This window comes from Hydrococcus rivularis NIES-593, assembly GCF_001904635.1.
Lineage (GTDB): Bacteria > Cyanobacteriota > Cyanobacteriia > Cyanobacteriales > Microcystaceae > Hydrococcus > Hydrococcus rivularis.
In genome coordinates this window covers 17,018-35,792 of sequence record NZ_MRCB01000004.1, presented here as the reverse complement: position 1 = coordinate 35,792, position 18,775 = coordinate 17,018, and the positions used below count along the sequence as shown (strand labels likewise).

At 43.7% G+C, this 18,775-nt stretch carries 17 protein-coding genes and 2 pseudogenes; 13 read left to right on the top strand and 6 right to left on the bottom strand.

The genetic code is table 11. The annotated features are described in order from the left end of the window. Positions 1-56 precede the first annotated feature (56 nt). From NIES593_RS05140 to NIES593_RS05130, 3 genes are all read left to right on the top strand, one after another. A complete protein-coding gene (locus tag NIES593_RS05140; RefSeq protein WP_071880655.1) occupies positions 57-221 on the top strand; it encodes a metallothionein in 165 nt (54 codons plus the stop codon). Between the two features lie 143 nt (positions 222-364). Next, positions 365-763 (top strand): ArsR/SmtB family transcription factor, encoded by a 399-nt coding sequence (locus NIES593_RS05135; protein ID WP_073598560.1) that lies wholly within the window; start codon positions 365-367, stop codon positions 761-763. 281 nt (positions 764-1,044) lie between these two features. Then, positions 1,045-1,458 (top strand): cytidine deaminase, encoded by a 414-nt coding sequence (locus tag NIES593_RS05130; protein ID WP_073598559.1) that lies wholly within the window; start codon positions 1,045-1,047, stop codon positions 1,456-1,458. Between the two features lie 134 nt (positions 1,459-1,592). Here NIES593_RS05130 and NIES593_RS05125 read toward each other — a convergent pair whose 3' ends face one another. Next, on the bottom strand, positions 1,593-1,802 hold the full coding sequence (locus NIES593_RS05125; RefSeq protein WP_073598558.1) for a glycogen debranching protein: 210 nt from the start codon (positions 1,800-1,802) through the stop codon (positions 1,593-1,595). Positions 1,803-1,944: 142 nt separating this feature from the next. Between NIES593_RS05125 and NIES593_RS05120 the strand changes: the two genes are divergently transcribed. After that, on the top strand, positions 1,945-2,298 hold the full coding sequence (locus NIES593_RS05120; RefSeq protein WP_073598557.1) for a hypothetical protein: 354 nt from the start codon (positions 1,945-1,947) through the stop codon (positions 2,296-2,298). 85 nt (positions 2,299-2,383) lie between these two features. On the opposite strand, the gene NIES593_RS05115 is transcribed toward NIES593_RS05120, so the two are convergent. Next, entirely contained in the window at positions 2,384-4,099 is a 1,716-nt protein-coding gene (locus NIES593_RS05115) for a glycosyltransferase family 39 protein (RefSeq protein WP_073598556.1), read from the bottom strand. 66 nt (positions 4,100-4,165) lie between these two features. Here NIES593_RS05115 and NIES593_RS05110 point away from each other — a divergent pair, with 66 nt between their 5' ends. Beyond that, positions 4,166-5,962 carry a sodium:solute symporter family protein gene (locus NIES593_RS05110; RefSeq protein ID WP_073598555.1) on the top strand — a complete coding sequence of 599 codons (1,797 nt, stop codon included), beginning with the start codon at positions 4,166-4,168 and terminating at the stop codon, positions 5,960-5,962. A 26-nt stretch (positions 5,963-5,988) separates the two neighbouring features. Here NIES593_RS05110 and NIES593_RS05105 read toward each other — a convergent pair whose 3' ends face one another. Continuing rightward, positions 5,989-8,175, bottom strand: coding sequence for a PAS domain-containing hybrid sensor histidine kinase/response regulator (locus NIES593_RS05105; RefSeq protein ID WP_073598554.1), 2,187 nt, complete (start codon positions 8,173-8,175; stop codon positions 5,989-5,991). A 762-nt stretch (positions 8,176-8,937) separates the two neighbouring features. Here NIES593_RS05105 and dprA point away from each other — a divergent pair. Then, positions 8,938-10,065 (top strand): DNA-processing protein DprA, encoded by a 1,128-nt coding sequence (gene dprA, locus NIES593_RS05100; RefSeq protein ID WP_073598553.1) that lies wholly within the window; start codon positions 8,938-8,940, stop codon positions 10,063-10,065. Positions 10,066-10,435: 370 nt separating this feature from the next. On the opposite strand, the gene NIES593_RS05095 is transcribed toward dprA, so the two are convergent. Further along, positions 10,436-10,729 carry a hypothetical protein gene (locus tag NIES593_RS05095; RefSeq protein ID WP_342747327.1) on the bottom strand — a complete coding sequence of 98 codons (294 nt, stop codon included), beginning with the start codon at positions 10,727-10,729 and terminating at the stop codon, positions 10,436-10,438. Further along, entirely contained in the window at positions 10,729-11,523 is a 795-nt protein-coding gene (locus NIES593_RS05090; RefSeq protein WP_073598551.1) for a cyclic nucleotide-binding domain-containing protein, read from the bottom strand. The genes NIES593_RS05095 and NIES593_RS05090 overlap by 1 nt, the downstream gene beginning before the upstream one ends. 190 nt (positions 11,524-11,713) lie before the next feature. Between NIES593_RS05090 and NIES593_RS05085 the strand changes: the two are divergent. The 7 genes and pseudogenes from NIES593_RS05085 to NIES593_RS05055 all read left to right on the top strand — a co-directional run. After that, a pseudogene (locus NIES593_RS05085) lies at positions 11,714-12,089 on the top strand (substrate-binding domain-containing protein); the annotation flags it as partial. Positions 12,090-12,167: 78 nt separating this feature from the next. Beyond that, positions 12,168-12,485 carry an NIL domain-containing protein gene (locus NIES593_RS05080; RefSeq protein WP_073598550.1) on the top strand — a complete coding sequence of 106 codons (318 nt, stop codon included), beginning with the start codon at positions 12,168-12,170 and terminating at the stop codon, positions 12,483-12,485. A gap of 75 nt (positions 12,486-12,560) precedes the next feature. Further along, entirely contained in the window at positions 12,561-13,424 is an 864-nt protein-coding gene (cysT, locus tag NIES593_RS05075) for a sulfate ABC transporter permease subunit CysT (protein ID WP_083602336.1), read from the top strand. Continuing rightward, positions 13,336-13,875 (top strand): annotated as a pseudogene (locus tag NIES593_RS05070) (sulfate ABC transporter permease); the annotation flags it as partial. The gene cysT and the pseudogene NIES593_RS05070, both read left to right, overlap by 89 nt. A gap of 51 nt (positions 13,876-13,926) precedes the next feature. Continuing rightward, positions 13,927-14,955: a sulfate/molybdate ABC transporter ATP-binding protein gene (locus tag NIES593_RS05065; protein WP_073598549.1), complete on the top strand. Its 1,029-nt coding sequence runs from the start codon at positions 13,927-13,929 to the stop codon at positions 14,953-14,955. A gap of 3 nt (positions 14,956-14,958) precedes the next feature. Further along, positions 14,959-15,387 (top strand): YidH family protein, encoded by a 429-nt coding sequence (locus NIES593_RS05060; protein ID WP_073598548.1) that lies wholly within the window; start codon positions 14,959-14,961, stop codon positions 15,385-15,387. A gap of 210 nt (positions 15,388-15,597) precedes the next feature. Next, the gene (locus NIES593_RS05055) at positions 15,598-17,421 is read left to right on the top strand and encodes an ABC transporter ATP-binding protein (RefSeq protein ID WP_073598547.1); all 1,824 of its coding nucleotides are present in this window, start codon (positions 15,598-15,600) and stop codon (positions 17,419-17,421) included. A 72-nt stretch (positions 17,422-17,493) separates the two neighbouring features. Here the strand turns inward: NIES593_RS05055 and NIES593_RS05050 are convergent, their stop codons facing one another. Beyond that, positions 17,494-18,669 (bottom strand): histidine kinase, encoded by a 1,176-nt coding sequence (locus NIES593_RS05050; RefSeq protein ID WP_245817301.1) that lies wholly within the window; start codon positions 18,667-18,669, stop codon positions 17,494-17,496. Positions 18,670-18,775: the final 106 nt, after the last annotated feature.

Sequence of the window (18,775 nt, the reverse complement as noted above, 5' to 3'; positions counted from 1 at the left end):
AACATATGTTCAGATGTTATACTTTGAGTATAACGGCTAGCAATAAGGAAAAAACCATGACAACGGTCACTTCTATGAAATGTGCCTGCGAATCCTGCCTGTGCATTGTTTCGCTGGAGAACGCCTTACAAAAAAATGGAAAGTACTACTGCTGCGAAGCGTGTGCTGACGGTCATGTAAACGAAAAAGGCTGCGGTCATACAGGCTGTACTTGCGGCTAAAGATCCGATAGGGAATCGGGACTCAATACCAATTCGATTAGCTATTAAAAGATTTTCTCAAGCCCGATTCCTTTCATAGAGTCTTTTACCAACGTTGCGATACAAATTCGCTAGGCTAGATAAAAGTTATAAATAACAATTCAATGTCGGCTCAACTTTCTGCTCAAGCCCCTCGTGCAACTCCTACTTGTAACCCACCCCATCCTATAGAAACCGATAACGTCACTCATCTCAAAGAGACGATTCTGGATACAGAAAAAGCACAAAGGATGGCGGAATTTTTTAGCCTATTGGGAGATCCTAACCGCTTGCGCATTCTTTCTCTATTGGCAAAACAGGAACTTTGCGTTTGCGATTTAGCAGCCACTTTGGACATGAGCGAGTCTGCCGTTTCTCATCAATTGCGAACGCTGCGTACAATGCGATTGGTGCGCTATCATAAGGCGGGACGCAAAGTATTCTACCAGCTTTCAGACCATCACGTACTCGATCTCTATCGTTCCGTCGCCGAACATTTAGATGAATCCGTTAGCGAAGAGTAAGCGACCTAGATTTTAGAAAAATAAGAAGCATTATTGCAAAATCTCAATCCGAAAAAAGCGATCGCGTCGCCGATACTGGCTTAGTGCCGTCTTGTTGCTAAATTGTAGGCTAGTATCGATATAGTTCGAGCAAGCTAGAAAAATATGAAGAATTGCTAAAGAAAGCCCAGCGCAAAGGAATAGCATACATTGATAACGACCCTAAATCGGGTGCAATTCGTTATTATTTCGATATTTAAAAGACAAGATTTTTGAGATTAAATTTTAAGTTTCTTTTATAGGTGAGTCAATTATCTTCACAAGAGCGAGAAAAGCTTTGCCAAGCAGCGCGAGAAGTTGCTCGGTTAGCCTATGCGCCTTATTCTAAATTTCGGGTTGGTGCGGCGATTTTGGGACACAGAGGGATTTATGTCGGCACGAATGTGGAAAATGCCAGCTATGGGTTGACTTTATGTGCGGAACGTTCTGCTTTTGCGAGTGCGATCGCGAGAGGAGAAAGAAAATTTCAGGCGATCGCGATCGCCTGTATTGATGCTCCCAATCCCCAAGAGATTGAAGCGATGACACCCTGCGGTGCTTGTAGGCAATGGATCGCAGAACTAGCGGCGACGGCTGAGATTATTATTTGTGGGTGCGATCGATCTTTTGGGATCGAAGATTTATTGCCTCTGTCTTTTCGTTTGGAGGATTCATAACCGCTAACAAAGCCAGTACTGATACCGGTTACTATAGCTTGGTCTATTGCTGTCAAATTATGCATATCTCAATAATTATTTTATTTTGCACCGAGTCATAGAGGCGCAAAGATAAAAAGCTATTCGGGGAAGTTTCAATAACTAAGCTTTAAGGCGTTGACGGGAACTTCATCCCAGGAGTCAACCGTTCTCAGTATCGCCTCCCATCCTTCTTGTTTTTGTTCTTCGGTTAAGTTGTCTTGCCAAGTTTGGTGACATTCTTTGGCCGCTTGTTCGTCGCAACAGGCAAGACAGGAATGAATAATACCGCAGGGATCGATTTGTTCGTTGACCCAAATTGTCATGTGCTTTCTCTTTAAATTCTTTAGGTTATTGCGAGCGGATTTTTGAGCTAGAAAATTTATGAATTAATTCTAACAGCTTATCTTCGTCAGGCTTTTCTGGGAACCCTAAGAAAGAGTCTATTACGAGATCGAGTCACTATTTATGAAAATAGTGAAACAAACTTCTACTAAACTTATTATCCAACATCGCCCTGTACTCCTGTGGATGCTTGGCGGTATTTTTGTCTTGGCGGGACTTCTGGGGAGCGTTCTTTTCTGTAAATCAACGACTTTGACTTGTCAGCGCCAGCTAATCGAACCGACTCAAGGAACTTGTAATTCGATCGAGACAGGTTTACTCGACTCAACAGAAAAGAAGATTCCGCTTAATACATTACAAGGAGCAAGAGTTGAGCAAAGCAGAAGCGATGATGATTATACCTACAGAGTAATTTTACTGACGATTAATGGCGAGATTCCCTTGACTTCTTATTCTATGGCGATCGCGTTCCTCTAACTGCTTATTTTTATATTGGAGATCGAGAAAACAAACAAAGAATTATCGATGCTATTGCTAAATTTATCAATAGCGATCGCTAGAATTAAAAACAATGATAAAGCTGATAACTATATCCATTAATATATGGAAAGAATTGAGAGTCAGTTTGGCAATTATTTAATTTAATATTGGCATGAAAATTTACTGTCCATAAGTCCAAAGGTTTTGAGAGTTGAGACAAGTTTTTTTGAAGATTAATCATGGGTTCTGGAGAATTCTTTCGTTCTTGATGGGCAAGCAGAAATGAAACTTGCGATCGCAGAGCATTTTGTTTCAATTCCCAAGCTATCCCTAGCATTTCTCCCGTTTGGACTAAACTTTCATGAGTTGTAGCGATGAGAATGGGGACAGAAGCCGATTTTTGTTGAATAATCGGCACTAAAAGATCGGGGCGATAATATTTTTGATACCCTAAATTAGAGGTAACTGTAATAGCACTCAATAAGCCCATTAAAAAAACTATTAAAAACATCTTAAATCCTTTTTTAGGATAATTGTGATGCGGTTTAAATAGAATACTTGAGTCATGACTTCGCTCGTACCAAAATGTAGATAATATAGCTCCTATTAAAATGATGATAGCCGGGAAGTAAGTAAAACTATATCTAGCTCCGCGAGTAATATCGATTCCCCAAAAATAAGTTAGAATAAAAAACAAAAAAAGAATAATAATAATCAAATTAGTCAAGATTTTTGTAGATAAATAGGTATTAGGAATTTTCCAAAGCTTCTGAAATCCTAATTTTATTTTTGGAAACAACCACGCGAAAAAGATCAGCATGGTAAAACCCGAAAAAATGACAATAGCCAAAGAAGAAGATTCCACAGGCAAAAGAGAGATAAAAGTAATCCAGGCTGCTAATAGCTGAAAAACTGGACTAACTAATGCTAAAGGGTTAGTTTTTTCGTATTTAATCCAGTCAATCATGCCATTGCCATAGTCTTTTGGAAGGATCAATATCCAAGTCAAACCAGTAGCGATCGCGCCAGCAGCAACGATGCCTATACGCCACAATTTTTTTGAGAGAAGGAGACGGTGAGGACGGGAAGAGGGAGAGACGAATAAGATAATTAAAGCGAGGGCTTCTGCTAATAAAGTTAGACCGAAAAAGTAGTGAACTGACAGACCTAAGCTATTAATAATTATCCATAGAAAAACCAACTCAATTGGCAATTTAGTTCGATACCATAAATGTTTTACTGCACCGATAAAACATCCCAAAGAAGCAATAACAAATAAAATAGCCAATGTATAATGGCGGGCTTCTTGGGCAATAAAAACTCCATAGGGAGAAACAGCCATTAGTGCTGCCGATAAATGTGCGACTAATCGAGAATTAAAAGCCACGCTTGCCAGCCAATAGGTAGCTGGAATAGAGATTACGCCGAATATAGCAGGAAGCGATCGCGCCGCCCATAAATTGACATAGTCCCCTCCCAGAGGAAATAATTTCATCCATAAATGAGCCAGAACGAAGTAAAGTGGAGGGTGGTTATCTTCATCGAGCAAAAGAGAAACTACATCCGATATAGTTGCGTCTGGGTTAGGTTGTAGGGGTTGTAGCAGAGTTGCAATGGAAATAATCCGATCGAGCGGTACACAGTTAAAGTCGTTCCCCAGACTAAAAACTAACGTCGCAAATTCATCCGTCCACGGAGGTTTGCCAGTTAATTGAGCAAATCGCAGCAGACAACCGATGAGAGTCCACAACAGCAGTAAAAGCAGATTATGGGATTTCAGATTTTGGATTGACTCCATAAAATAAATGGCTATCTGCCAACGATCGCTAACCAAGACCTAAATAACAAATAAAAATAAAAAACTATGCAATCGATCGACTGGCTAATTATCTTGCTGTATCTCGTCGTAACGATGGGAGTAGGATTGTATTTATCTCGCAAAGCTTCTAAAAGTTTAGAAGATTTTTTTGTATCCGGGCGATCGCTGCCTTGGTGGTTGGCAGGGACGAGTATGGCAGCGACGACGTTTTCTATCGATACTCCTCTCTATATCTGCGGGATCGTTGCCACGCGAGGAATTGCAGGTAATTGGGAATGGTGGAGTTTCGGGATTTCTCATATCGTTCTAATTTACATCTTTTCTCGACTCTGGCGGCGATCCGAAATTGTCACCGATGCCCAACTGATAGAAATCCGCTACGGGGGCAAGATGGCAGCCATCTTAAGGGCGACAAAAGCCTTTCTCTTTGCCGTCCCGATTAATTGTATCGGGATCGGCTATGCCATGCTAGCGATGGTAAAAGCCGTCGATGCATTGGAATTATGGCAGAGTCTGGGATTCGATCCGGGCGAAAACCTCAAACTCTGGAGTGTGGTGGGGGTTAGCCTTTTCGTGCTAATTTATTGCAGCTTTGCAGGTTTGTGGGGAGTCGTCACCACCGACTTTTTTCAATTTTTCCTTGCCATATTCGGCGCGATCGCGGTTTCAATTATAGCCGTCAACGATGTAGGAGGGATTCGCGAACTTCTTCCCCAAGTACAACAGGCAAGGGAGTTCGATGTATTATCCTTCGTTCCGCTAACGCGCGGGGATGGTTTTTTAGGGCTGACTTGGAGTGATGCGGCGGGGATTACGGCAACCACTTTTTCTGCCTATTTATTGGTGCAGTGGTGGTCGTTTCGCCGCAGCGATGGCGGCGGAGAGTTTATCCAGCGTTTGGCGGCGGCAAGAGATGAAGCAGAAGCAGAAAAATCTGCTTGGTGTTTTAATATCCTCAACTATATTATCCGCACTTGGCCCTGGATTTTGACGGCATTGGTCGCGATCGCAGTGTATCCCAATTTAGAAGATCCAGAATTGGGCTATCCCAAGCTGATGCTGGACTTCTTACCCCCAGCGATGTTGGGATTGGTGGTCGCTTCGCTGCTGGCAGCTTTTATGAGTACCGTTTCCACTTCCATCAACTGGGGAGCATCCTATTTAACCAACGACCTCTATTTGCGCTTTCTCCGTCCCCAAGCTAGTCAAAGGGAATTGGTGTTCGTCGGGCAGATTGCCTCAGTGATAGTGACCGTTTTTGGGGCGGTGGCAGCCTTTTTTGCGACAGATGTGGCAACGGTCTTTCGGTTGGTGATTGCCATTGGTACTGGTCCGGGATTGGTGTTAATTCTGCGTTGGTTTTGGTGGCGGGTAAATGCGGCGGCAGAATTGGCAGCGATGGTAACGGGGTTTGTTATTGGCTTGACTACTAGCGTTTTTCCTGGTTTTAACGAAATTTTCTCTGATTTTGGCATTCGGTTGCTGGTAATTTCTTCTGTCACTGCTATCGTTTGGATTGCAGTCATGTTTTTAACCCCGCCAGAATCCGATGAAACCCTAGATGAATTTTATCGGCGCGTGCGACCTGGAGGCATTGGCTGGCGATTGCAACAAAAACGAACGGGTGTCGAACCATCGCAAAATTTAGCTCAAGAGTTTTTACGAATTGTTGCAGCTACTTTACTTTTGTTTGGATCGATGTTTGCGATCGGAGGGTTTTTACTGCTTCAGTCTTTGACGGGATGGATAGCTTTAGTCGTTGCCGTGACTGGCGGATTCTGGTTGCGCCAGCTTAATAAGAGAAAAATCCTGCCAATCCCGCGACCGGGATTAGAGGAATGAAGTCCGCCAGGAACTTAAGTTCCTGGCTATGAGCATAGCAATTGATTTCTGGGCTTGGTATCGCTGTTAGAATCAAGAACCTCGTTCAAGGTTGTCAATAATTCTTCTGAGGTATAAGGTTTTCCCAAATATGCCTTGACGCTTGTCCCCAAAGCTTCAGTAGCGCGATCGCTAGAAACCAGTCCGCTAGTAACAATAATCTTGACTTGCGGGTTCATTTTTTGCAAGGCGAGGATGGTTGTCGGACCGTCCATAGAAGGCATGACCATATCCATCAAGACGGCACCGATTTCGTGCTGATATTGAGCGTACATGGCGATCGCCTCAACTCCATCAGTGGCAGTTAGCACTCGATAGCCATAAGTTCTCAGTAATGCTTCTATCATATGGCAAATCACGGGTTCGTCGTCCACGATCAAGATCGTCGTTTCGTCTCCTTTCGGTAGTTCTGGCTTGTCCTCCGATATGACTACCCTTGTCTCTTCTGCTGGCAGGAATACCACGAACTGCGTTCCCTTGCCAACTTCGCTAGAAACCTTAATAAAACCGCCGTGGCTTTTGATAATCCCCATTGTGGTTGCAAGACCAAGTCCCGTGCCCTTATCTGCTGCTTTGGTAGTAAAAAATGGCTCGAAAATCCGTTCCAATGTTTCCGCAGACATACCAATGCCAGTATCCGAGACTGCGATCGCAACGTAAGAACCAACCTTGGCTTCGGGTTCCCTGCTGGCATAATTTTCGTCGATCTCGAGATTCTCGGCAGTAATGGCCAGAGTGCCTCCGTTTGGCATGGCATCCCGCGCATTCAGACACAGATTCATCAAAACTTGCTCTAACTGCGTAAGATCGCCACGGATTGACCATAAATCGCGCGGGATATTTAGATGGATAGCGATCGACTTAGGAAAGGTTTCTCCAATGATTTGCTCGATGTCACAAATTAAGGAATGGACAGATAAAAGTGCCCGCTCCCCTTCGATTCCGCGCGAGAAAGCCAGGATTTGCTTGAGCAATGCCGCGCCGCGTTTGGCATTGATTTCGAGAACCTTAAACATCTGCTGCGCGTTCGAGTCCGCTTCGGGGAATTTGAGCGGGAGAAGCTGAGCAATTCCCAGAATTGGTGTCAAGATATTGTTCAAGTCGTGAGAAATCCCGCTAGCGAGAGTGCCAAGGCTCTCCAGGCGCTGGGTGCGTAGCAATTGTTCTTGCAATTGTTTAGTCGAAGTAATGTCTGTATTGACGACAAGGATCGATTTGGGGTTTTGTTGCTCGTCGCGCACTAGATTCCAGCGGCTTTCAACAACAATCTCCTCGCCATTTTTAGTAACTTGAGGCAGTTCTCCCTGCCATCTGCCTTTCTCCAAAACTTCCTGCTGGATTTGGGCTAATTTAGGCAATGGTTTTCGATTTAAAAGCTCACAAACATTTCTTCCCAGTACTTCTTGCGCACTCCAACCGTAAAGGTGCTCGGCTCCTTTATTCCAAAATCTAATGCGATCGCTGAGATCGCGAACGAAAATCGCGTCCGTGGTAATATCTAACAGAGCCGCTTGTTCGCGAATTTTCTGTTCGGCACGCTGGCGATCGCTCAGATCCCTGAGTAACCAACACAGGCTAATGATTTTACCTTGGCGGTTACAGGTAGCAGACAGAGAAAGCGCCACTGGCAACGGTTCTCGCTCCCGTGGTTGGAGAAGAATTTCCCAGTCCTTGACCAGGAGCTTACTGGCGTAGCGATCGCATTGTTGTGACGCGCATTCTTGGCTGCTACAGCTCCTAGCCAACAATTTCACGACTCGCATCCATTGGCTGCTAAAAGCACCTCGGTCTGCCGGGGCAATGAAAATGTCTAGCGGTTTGCCCACCAGATCCTGTTTAGGGATGTTGAGCAAATTGGCTGCCACACAGTTTGCCTTCTGAATATTCGCTCGCTCGTCAGTGACTAAGTATCCGTCCGGAGCGAACTCAAATAATTTTTGATAGTGCTGTCGCTCTAATTCTACTGCTTGGCGAGCGGCGCTTAATTCTTCGTTGTGCGATCGCAGTTCCTCTAAGGCGACATCCAACTTCTCTACAGCACAAGAGAATTCTGCGATCGCTTCGGTTTGCCAGCCTTTGAGCGAATTTGGCAAGTCGTTGGCATGATGCTGCATCGTTTGCAACCGCTGTTGCGCCTTTTGAAGTTCTTGTTCTAACCTGTTAAAGTTCCTCATCGCTCGGATACTTCCTCTTTTGTTGAGTAATAATCGGAGATTTCGACCTCTCCTCTTGCCATCCGTAATGTAGAGGAATTAGCGTGCTCGGCCATTCCCCATCTCTTGTTTCTTTTTTGCGATCGCCAAAATCTACGAAGAACTAACAGGGTCTTGCCATACAATGACAGACACTGCATCGGTTATCGGGAATTAAACATTTGCCTTTTTTGTGTTTTTTATCAATTAAAGCGTTATTTTTAATCGACGAAATGTTAATTATAATTGTGAAAACTTATACAATTTTAAAGTTGCCAAGTATTTAATTGGTTAAATTAAATTTTTAAAGATCGGACAACTAACCAAGATTATTGTTTTTTTTAAGCTATGCAGTTTTAATATAGAACAAATCATCTTCTTGCGATCGAACCTAAGTAACAAAAGTTTACCAAATGAATTAGAAGCTTTATTTGATTCGATGGTGCTGCTTGGCTGCGCTGTGGCGATCGCAGGGTGAATCTATAGCAATTTTCAAATGAAGAGAATACAGGAGTGTTTTACCCTTTCCCCCAATCGACCAATGCCCGTCTCTCATATAGTTGACTGACAAAACTCAAATCGCCCTCACCCCAACCCCTCTCCCTATTGGGGAGAGGGGAGAAGAATGTCGAACGCGAAAACCTGAAAATTGGTATAACCCAAAAACGGGGGGTTTTTAGCTTCCTTTTTTTGGAATTGGGGAATAATAGCATTATTAAATAACGAGAAGAACGAGAGAAACAATTGATTGAAGAACGCGCCTACTGGTTAGCTTGGTCGCAAATTCCCGGAATCGGGCCTATATTGCTCAAACGAGTGCAGCAACATTTCGGGACGTTAGGAGAGGCGTGGACGGCATCGGAGCGTGCCTTGGCACAAGTGGAGGGATTGGGAGTGCGGTTGGCGAATGTTATTATTGAAACGCGATCGCGCCTCGATCCCGAAGCTTTTTTAGAAAAACACCTTCAGACCAATCCCCATTTCTGGACTCCTAGCGATCGCGACTATCCCCGCTTGCTGCTAGAGATTCCCAGTCCGCCGCCAGTTTTATACTATCGAGGACAAACCGATTCTCTAGAAAATCAAGGCGTTACTCCGCTTATCGGCATCGTCGGGACTCGTTTCCCCACCGCACACGGTCGCCGTTGGACTCGTAAGATCGGTACAGTCCTTGCTAAACACGGCTTTACCGTTGTTTCGGGCATGGCAATGGGAATTGACAGCGAGGCACATCGCGCTTGTCTGGAAGCAGGGGGGAGAACTCTAGCCGTATTAGGAACGGGATTAGATATTATTTACCCCCCCAATCATCGCCAACTCTACGAAGAGATCCAGCAGCAGGGATTGCTTTTGAGCGAATATCCAGCCGCAACAAAGCCGAATAAAGGAAATTTTCCGGCTCGCAATCGCATTATTGCCGGATTGTCGCGTGCTATTTTAGTGATGGAAGCCCCAGAAAAATCGGGCGCTCTAATTACAGCGCAATATGCTAACGATTTTTGTCGCGATGTCTATACGTTGCCCAATTCCCCCGACGTTGAAGAAGCGCGGGGCTGTTTGCGGTTAATTCATGGCGGGGCGGAAATGATTATTCAAGAAAACGAGTTGTTAGAAATGTTGGGTGCGATTCCCAAGCTGGATGCGGGCAAACAGCTATCTTTATTTGAGCCAGCACAGACTACACCCATTTTGGATTTAGCCCCAGAATATGTAACAGTTTTGGGCGCGATCGCAACTCAACCAACTTCTTTCGATCTCGTCGTGCAAAATACGGGTTTACCAGCGGGAGAAATTTCGGGAATTTTGTTGCAATTAGAATTGTTGGGGCTAGTTTCTCAACTACCGGGAATGCGATATCAAAGAAAAGATTAAATGGGATCGGCTTGAAAAGCTTCTAAAACTCTCTTAGAACCGTACTTGCGGCAAGTGCGGCCTTGGCAGACGAACACTGCGCGATCGCGATGCCTGCTTTCCAAAATCTATATTTTCTTCTATTATCTCGTTCTTGGTTTCTATTCAATGGCGATCGGCAGTTTTTATTAACCAATTTTGTCAGTCTAATACCAATTTTCAGGTTTTCGCGTTCGACATTCTTCTCCCCTCTCCCCAATTGGGAGAGGGGTTAGGGGTGAGGGCGAATGAAAAATGGTATAAGTCCTGTTCTTTTAGTTCATTAAGTACTAGAAAATGTCTCCCATGGGAGACATTCGCCTCTCCATCAAATGGCTGGCATATAAAACCTTCATCGCTTAAAAAAATTGCAAATGAGTTCGCCTGCACCATGGGGTTCAAACGATAGAACGGTTCCATCTTTTTGAATTCTAAAGCGATCGCGACAGTTATAAACTTCCATCGGTCTGGCAATGCCATCGACGCTGACGGTTGCTAGATACTGCCAATGATATTTCGCACTTCGCTTGATACTCAGGATACAAATGGCGCGATTGCCGTAATTACGACACAATGGAGTTGCTTGGACAGGTAGAGCAACTGCCAACGATAACGCCAGTAGCAACAGCGCAACGGTCAATCTTATCACTTCAGAGGCCACCAAGAAACTTTATCTCTAGTCGCACTGTAGACTTCTTTTAACCCTTCTGGAGAGACGACGCGCACGATATCTCCAGAAGGATCGCTAGCTTTAGGCGATTCTAGCAAACCTACCTGTTGCATTCCTTTGAGTACCTGTTCGACGGTGCGTTGGTTAAGCTGACAGGCGCGGGCAATGACATCTACAGGCAGATCGAAGACATAGGCACCGCTTGCATCTGGTTGATTGCCTAACTCGCGTTCTTGATAAATTAGCGCCCTTAGCAATGAAGCTACTGCTTGCGGCGGATAGGTACTGCAATTGAGCAAGTGATACTGGAATTTTTCACCCAACTCAAATAACATTCTGTAGCGATCGCGGAAAATTTCGCTATCTTCATACATTTTCTGGACGGTTTCCAGAGGAATTTTGAGCGCGTGGGTGGTTTTATACGCTTCTACCAGACAAGGAAATGCCCTACTTGCCAACCCATAGCTAAATGGCAAGCTTCTCATGCCAAAACAGCTTCCTGGATAGTTGATAGCAATGATGCGATCGAGGGGAGTACTGCGGGTAATAACTAAACCCTCGTCCAGAATGACATACAGTACATCCAGATACTGTTTGGGAAGAAATGCCGTATAAACGGGACGATTGGAAAACAGCTTCTCTATTTTAAGGAGATCGAGCGGAAGATAATCGGTCAACCATGTCTCGTCTAGTCCTCTAAATAAGTAGTTTCCCTCAATTAGTTGTTTGAGCAGACTGTTCTTTTGTTGCTGTTTGGCGGTTTTTGCCATACTCCAGGTTTAGACGATAGCCCTCTTCCCAGCATGGCACAAATCGGCATTACTTAGCTTTGAAAGTGAATTAAATCTGAAATGTATTGAATTTTATTTACCAATCATATAGGATTAAATTTTGAAATAAGCTTAAGCAACTTTGAGGTGTAACACAATGATTCGTGGATTCTGGCGTTTTATAGGTTTAATGTTGGTGGGAATGGTGCTCAGTATCGCGATCGCTGCCTGCACTTCTCCTAACAGCAACAATGAAGCCAATGCCGATCGAGAAACCAAGCTAACGCTAGTCTCCTACGCCGTCACTCAAAGCGCTTACGAGAAGATCGTGCCTCAGTTCGTCAAGCAATGGCAGGAAAAAACCGGACAAACCGTTACCTTCGACCAAAGTTACGGGGGCTGGTTCACAAACCCGCGCCGTTATTGATGGGTTAGAAGCGGATGTCGTTGCCCTCGCCCTTGCCCTCGACACGAAAAAGATCGAGCAAGCAGGATTAATTCAAGCGGGATGGGAAAAAGAAGCCCCCAACGATTCCATCGTGCATAAATCCGTTGCCGCGAAAGTCAATTCTTTGATGACGGTTCAGAATTCGACAAAATAATGACCAAAATTGGTAAGTCTTAATAAACTCTAGGAGATAAAGATGAATAACTTTCAGAGATTAAATACTTATGGATTAGCACTCGATTGCACCAAAAGAAATCGACCTACACAGACTCGAATCAGAATCAGAATTCCTAAAAACTACCATCACGAACCGATTATTTCTCATTTAATTTCTCAACACCAATTAGAAGTAAATATTTTAGCAGCTTTATTAGGAGTCAATGCCCGCGATGATGGCTGGTTCGATCTACAACTCCAGGGAAAGTCAGAGCAAATTGATAGTGCCTTGATTTATCTTTCAGAACTCAATGTTGAGGTTTGGAGAGAGTCAGAACTAGAACGAGATGGCTGGTAATTTTAGTTATCAGCAATCTTTGATGAGTTCTTCTGCTAACTCCTAGTTAATCCAAAATCTAAAATTAAAAATTAGATGTCTGAATCAATCTACTATCTGCGTCCGTTTGAACAAAAAAAGAGGAAAAACTGGTTAGCAGCCGTTTCCTTGCCTTGGTTAGTAACAGTAGTTTATTTAATCCTAATTTTACTGTTACCAATAGCTGCTTTAATCTCTAAATCGCTGACACTAGGAACGGCTGAATTTTGGCGCATTGCTACCAGTCCGGTTGCCCTTTCTGCTTATAACGTCACCTTTATTACTTCTTTGTTTGCTGGGGCAATTAATGGAGTCATGGGAACGCTACTGGCTTGGGTATTGGTGCGCTATAAATTTCCGGGTAGAAAATTTATTGATGCAGCGATAGATTTACCCTTTGCTTTGCCAACTTCTGTAGCAGGTTTAGTATTAGCAACAGTCTACAGCGAACAAGGTTGGATAGGTCAACTTTTTGCCCCACTTGGGATTAAAATTGCTTTCACTCACTTAGGCGTATTTATTGCTATGTTGTTTATTTCTCTTCCCTTTGTTGTGCGAACTTTACAACCCGTCCTACAAGCAATGGAAAAGGAAATAGAAGAAGCAGCTTGGGCATTAGGTGCCTCGCAATTTCAAACCTTTACTCGTGTCATTTTACCACCTCTAATTCCGCCCATTTTAACTGGAGTTGCTCTAGGATTTTCTAGAGCAGTTGGAGAATACGGTTCAGTAGTAATTGTTTCTTCTAACATCCCTTTTAAAGATTTAATAGCCCCTGTTTTAGTTTTTCAAAGATTAGAACAGTACGATTATGCTGGCGCAACAGTTATGTCGTGCTTTATTAATCAGTATAATCGACCTTCCTTTTGCAATATCTCCCGTCGTGGCAGGTCTAATGATAGTTCTCCTCTACGGACGTAACGGATGGTTTGGCAGTTGGCTAGAAAATGCGGGAATTAAAATTATTTTTTCTCTGCTCGGAATGGTCATAGCAACTATATTTGTTACCCTTCCTTTTGTGGCGAGAGAAGTCATTCCAGTGCTAGAAGAAATGGGTTCCGAACAGGAAGAAGCGGCGAGAACTCTAGGCGCTCGCGACTGGCAAATTTTCTGGCGAGTAACGCTTCCAAATATTCGTTGGGGTTTATTGTATGGAGTCCTATTAACTAATGCAAGAGCAATGGGAGAATTTGGCGCAGTTTCTGTAGTTTCTGGCAGTGTCATCGGGCGAACGGCAACTCTACCAATTTTTGTCGAGCAAGCATACAAAAATTATCAAACTGAAGCGTCTTTTAGTGCCGCAGCAATTCTTGCTTTGCTAGCAGCAGTAACCCTAGTTCTCAAAGAGATATTAGAGAGACGGACAGCTTAAAGAATTTGCGATCGCAATAACCTATAACCCAAGAAATAAAGGAGGTATTTCGTGAGTATTTTTGTCAAAAAAGTTTCTAAAAAATTTGGTAATTTTCAAGCTTTAGACGAGGTAAGTCTAGAAATAAAAGATGGAAAATTACTCGCTTTGTTGGGTCCTTCTGGTTCGGGAAAATCGACATTACTAAGAGCGATCGCGGGATTAGAAACTCTTGATGCGGGTTCGATTATTATTAATGGTCGCGACACGACTCATTTAGACATTAGAAAGCGCAATATCGGTTTTGTTTTTCAGCATTATGCCCTTTTCAAACACCTTACTGTCCGCCAAAATATTGCTTTCGGATTAGAAATTCGCAAATATTCTCGCCAACAGGTGAAACGAAAAGTAGAAGAATTATTAGAATTAATTCAGTTGCAAGGATTGGGCGATCGCTATCCCGCTCAACTGTCTGGCGGACAGCGACAGCGCGTTGCCCTCGCCCGCGCGCTAGCCGTACAACCGCAAGTCCTCTTGCTAGACGAACCGTTTGGGGCATTGGATGCGAAAGTGCGTAAAGAACTCCGTGCTTGGTTGCGACGACTGCACGAAGACGTTCGCGTCACCAGCATTTTTGTCACCCACGATCGAGAAGAAGCCATGGAAGTCGCAGACGAAATCGTCGTCATGAACCACGGACGCATCGAACAGGTGGGAACCCCTGCCGAAATTTACGATCGCCCTGCAACGCCATTTGTCATGAGTTTTGTGGGAGAGGTCAATGTCTTGCCGACTACCGCGCGTTTATTCCGCCACCACCCGCACTACGAGATCGGATCGCAAGTCTTCGTACGTCCCCACGATCTAGAAGTTCAAACCGAATCCGATGGCAAGAGTACTGAAGCAAAGGTTAAACGAGTCATATATTTAGGTTGGAAAATTCAGGTAGAGTTAGCTTTACCAGACGATCTGACAGTAGCCGTTCATTTAAGTCGAGAACAGTTTGCTCAACTGAACTTGCGATCGGGTCAACAAGTTTTTATTAAACTCCATAATGCAAAATTGTTCGCTGAACCTTCCAAAATGCTAAACATTGTTTGAACTTTGGCGGACAAAGAGATTAGTAAAAATCTATCGCGGATTAGAGACCATCTGGCGAACGAACGAACCTATCTTGCCTGGATGCGAACTGCAATCGCCTTAATGGGGTTTGGCATCTTAATTATGCGCTTGCGCTATTTGTTGCCTCCCGAACTCCATGGTCAAGGCGGCTGGAAACTAGGGCTAATCTTTGCCCTAGTAGGCTTACTGACAGTTTTCCTTTCGACTAAGCACTATTTTGCTATCCTCAAGACAATTGAAGAAAATACCTACCAACCTACTCAGCGATTAATAATCCTTTTCAGCTTGGCTGTTACTCTTCTAGGTTTGGGCGTTCTCTATTTCTTTTTTTCAGCACCTGGGACTTCTTTTCATTTGTCCGATAACTTTCCCGATCAATTGTCGAGCGATCGCACTGGCGGAAATTACTAGCTAGGAGAGAAATTCCAAAATATTTCTTTTAGGCAAGTGCTATTCCAATATTTCTCGTTTCCGCGAACAAGATAAGCTTTCCCTCGTTATTTTCTGTAATAACACCAGGATTGTTCCGAGCGAACATGTAGAGAATGCGTAGTTCTACAATTGAACCATTGATGCCTTCAGGCTTATTGTAAACAATGTAATCCCCCAATTTTTGTCAAGATGGCAAAAGTAACATCTATGTTCCCCGAACAGCTCGTTCTTAGGTACGCTGCCAAATATCCTTCCCTAATTTTTCTAACTTTTATTCTGAGTTTTTCAGCGGCACTTTTTAATGGGATTAGTACGGCTTTAATTGTTCCTTTACTATTAGGAGGTTTGTCAGGAAATTTACTGAATTTAGACAAAGCTCCAGAATTTCTTAAAAATTTTATGTCTTTCTTTGATGGTTTCTCTGACGAGATTAAACCATTGATTATGTTTGGGGTCGTTTTTATCGCGATCGTTCTCAAGAATGCTACTAACTATATAAGTTCTTTAGTTAACGGACACTTGTCTCGTTCCCTTGTCAATAGCATGAAGCTAGACGGAATTAAATTACTTTTAGAGGTAGATTTAGATTATTATGCCAAAAATAAAACTGGCGACATTATCAGTTATTTATCTCATGATATTAATGAGACGGCTGGAACGATCCAGACGGGGATTTTAATCTTAAGAACTGCTGTTACTGTCTTGACTTATATTGGGCTTCTAATCTTAATTTCCTGGCAACTAACTGTTATATCTACTGTTTTAATAGCAGGAATATTTTTTTTAAATCAAAATTTTTTAAGAATTTCTAAAAAACTCGGACAGGAACTCTCTCAGGTTTCCAAACAGTACTCTAATAAAATTTTAGAGATCGTTACGGCAAATCGTTTAATTAGAGTTGCTAAAACTGAAGAAAAAGAATATCAAAAAATTCAACAGCTAGTTTTAGCTTTAGAAAAATCTCAATTTTACTTACAAATTAACGACCAAGCCATTCAGCCGATTAATGAAGTTTTAGGAATTATCGTACTGCTAACTATCGTTATTTCGGGACGCTATCTATTTTCGGGCAACTTACCATCAGTCACAACAGTTTTATTAGCCTATCTTCTACTTTTATACAAGCTACTTCCTTTTGTAAGTCAGTTGAATCATGCTCGTAACGAACTAGCAAAAAAAGCTTTTAGCGTCAAGATAGCAACTAATTTCCTGCAAAGGGAAAACAAACCCTTTATGATCGATTGCGATCGCCCTCAGATTTATTCACAATTAGAGGAAGGCATTCGCTTTGAAAATGTCAGTTTCGTCTATCCCGACACCGACACAACGGTACTTAACGAGATTAATTTGTGGATTCCCAAAGGCAAAACAATCGCGCTAGTTGGTTCTTCTGGCGCTGGTAAATCAACGCTAGCCGATCTACTGCCAAGATTTTACGACCCAAGCGGAGGACGCATTACCATCGACGGCATCGACCTCAGAGAATACGACCTCAAAAGTCTCAGACAAGCAATGGGCATCGTCAGTCAAGACACCTTTTTATTTAATAACTCCGTTCGCTACAACATTACTTATGGACTCGAAGATGTCAGCGAAGAACGCTTGATTGATGCCGCTAAACTGGCCAACGCTTATGAATTCATCATGCAACTTCCCAACGGCTTCGACACCGAAATCGGCGATCGCGGCGTGATGCTCTCTGGCGGGCAAAGGCAGCGTTTGGCGATTGCTCGTGCCTTGATCCGCAATCCCGATATTTTAATTTTAGATGAAGCCACCAGCGCTCTCGACACGGCTTCTGAGCGATTGGTACAGCAAGCAATCGATCGCTTATCTCGAAATAGAACGATTCTTGCGATCGCTCACCGCCTTTCTACTATTCAAAAAGCTTATCAAATTGCCGTCCTAGATAAAGGTCACATCGTCGAGTTGGGCAACCACGAACAACTGCTAGCGCAAAATGGCTATTATGCCCGCCTGTACTCGATGCAATTTGCCGAGTCGCCCCGATAATTGAGAAGGAGAGGGGGAGACTGGGGGACTTCGAAAAGATTTAGTTCCGAATTCCGACTTCCCAATCCCCAACTACCGATAAACTGGCAAAGTAAAGTGGAAACAGCTACCGCGTTCTGAGATACTATCTACCCAGATTTGACCGTAATGGGCGCGGACGATCTTACGGCACATCGAAAGCCCTAAACCGTAACCTTCCTTAGATTCGTCGCGCTTGAGACGAAAATGCCCCTCAAAAATCCGTTCTCGTTTTTCTTCGGGAATGCCGGGTCCGGTATCGCAAACGCTCACCTGAATTTTTTGCGTAGTGCGGTGGAGAATAGAAACTTGGATCTTTCCTCCTTCTGGGGTGTACTTGCAGGCATTGTCTAAAAGATTGACAATGACCTGGCGAATTAACTCGGCATCGGCATAAACGGGAGGTAAATCTTGAGGAATATCTTTCTCTAGCTTCTGAGACTTGGCTTGAAACTGCTCGGCAAACTGAGCCAAAATCTCTTCGCACAACGACTGTAGGTACACGCGACCGTGCTGAACTCGCAGTTCGGCATTCATGGTCTTAGATGCTTGCAGAATTTCGGTGATGATTCTGTTCATGACGCGAAACTGTTTGCGAGCTTGCTGGTAGAGTTGGTCTTTAAGTTTTGCGGTTCGTTCGTTATTTTCTTGAGTTTGCGTTAACTCCAGCGTTTCCACAGCAATGGAAGCCGCCGTGAGAGGGCTACGCAGGTCATGAGCCAACATAGCTAATACCTGATCTTTAAATTTCAACTGATCGAGAAGTTCTTCTTTTTCTTGTTTGAGACGAAAGACTTCATCGGAGAGCCGAATCAATTCTGCCGCGTACCCTACATCGTCGAGTTTAGGGGACAGAGTTTGACTAGAACCATTTCGTTTGGAAGTGTTGGCTATTTGTTCCTCGAAAGCCAGTTGCCAGCGAGGGCACCATTTTTTTAGTTGTTCGACAATATTACTGCCCGCAAGCGTTTGTCTGGGTTCTGGAAAAATTTTTACTAAAGCTGGAGTCGCGATCAATTTGAAGTGCTCGACCAGATGCGGCTGTTCTCCAATCTCGATCGCTTGCAGATCGATAGAATAATCTGTCTTTAGGCTCTGGAGATAATTTTGGATCTGCCCGATCGTTTCTTGCGAACTGGGACGCTCGTCAACAAACAGCAAAAGCTGGATCGACACGGGTGTCGGAGTGTCTTGTCCTGGGGCTGCCTGCATGTTAGGTAGTTGCAACACAGATGATTTAGTATTAGATAGGTCAGGAGTGAGCATGCTAAATGAGCGATCGCGTCTCGAATTGTAAAGATGTCGGCTACAAAGTCCGTTCGACAATCGAAACTAA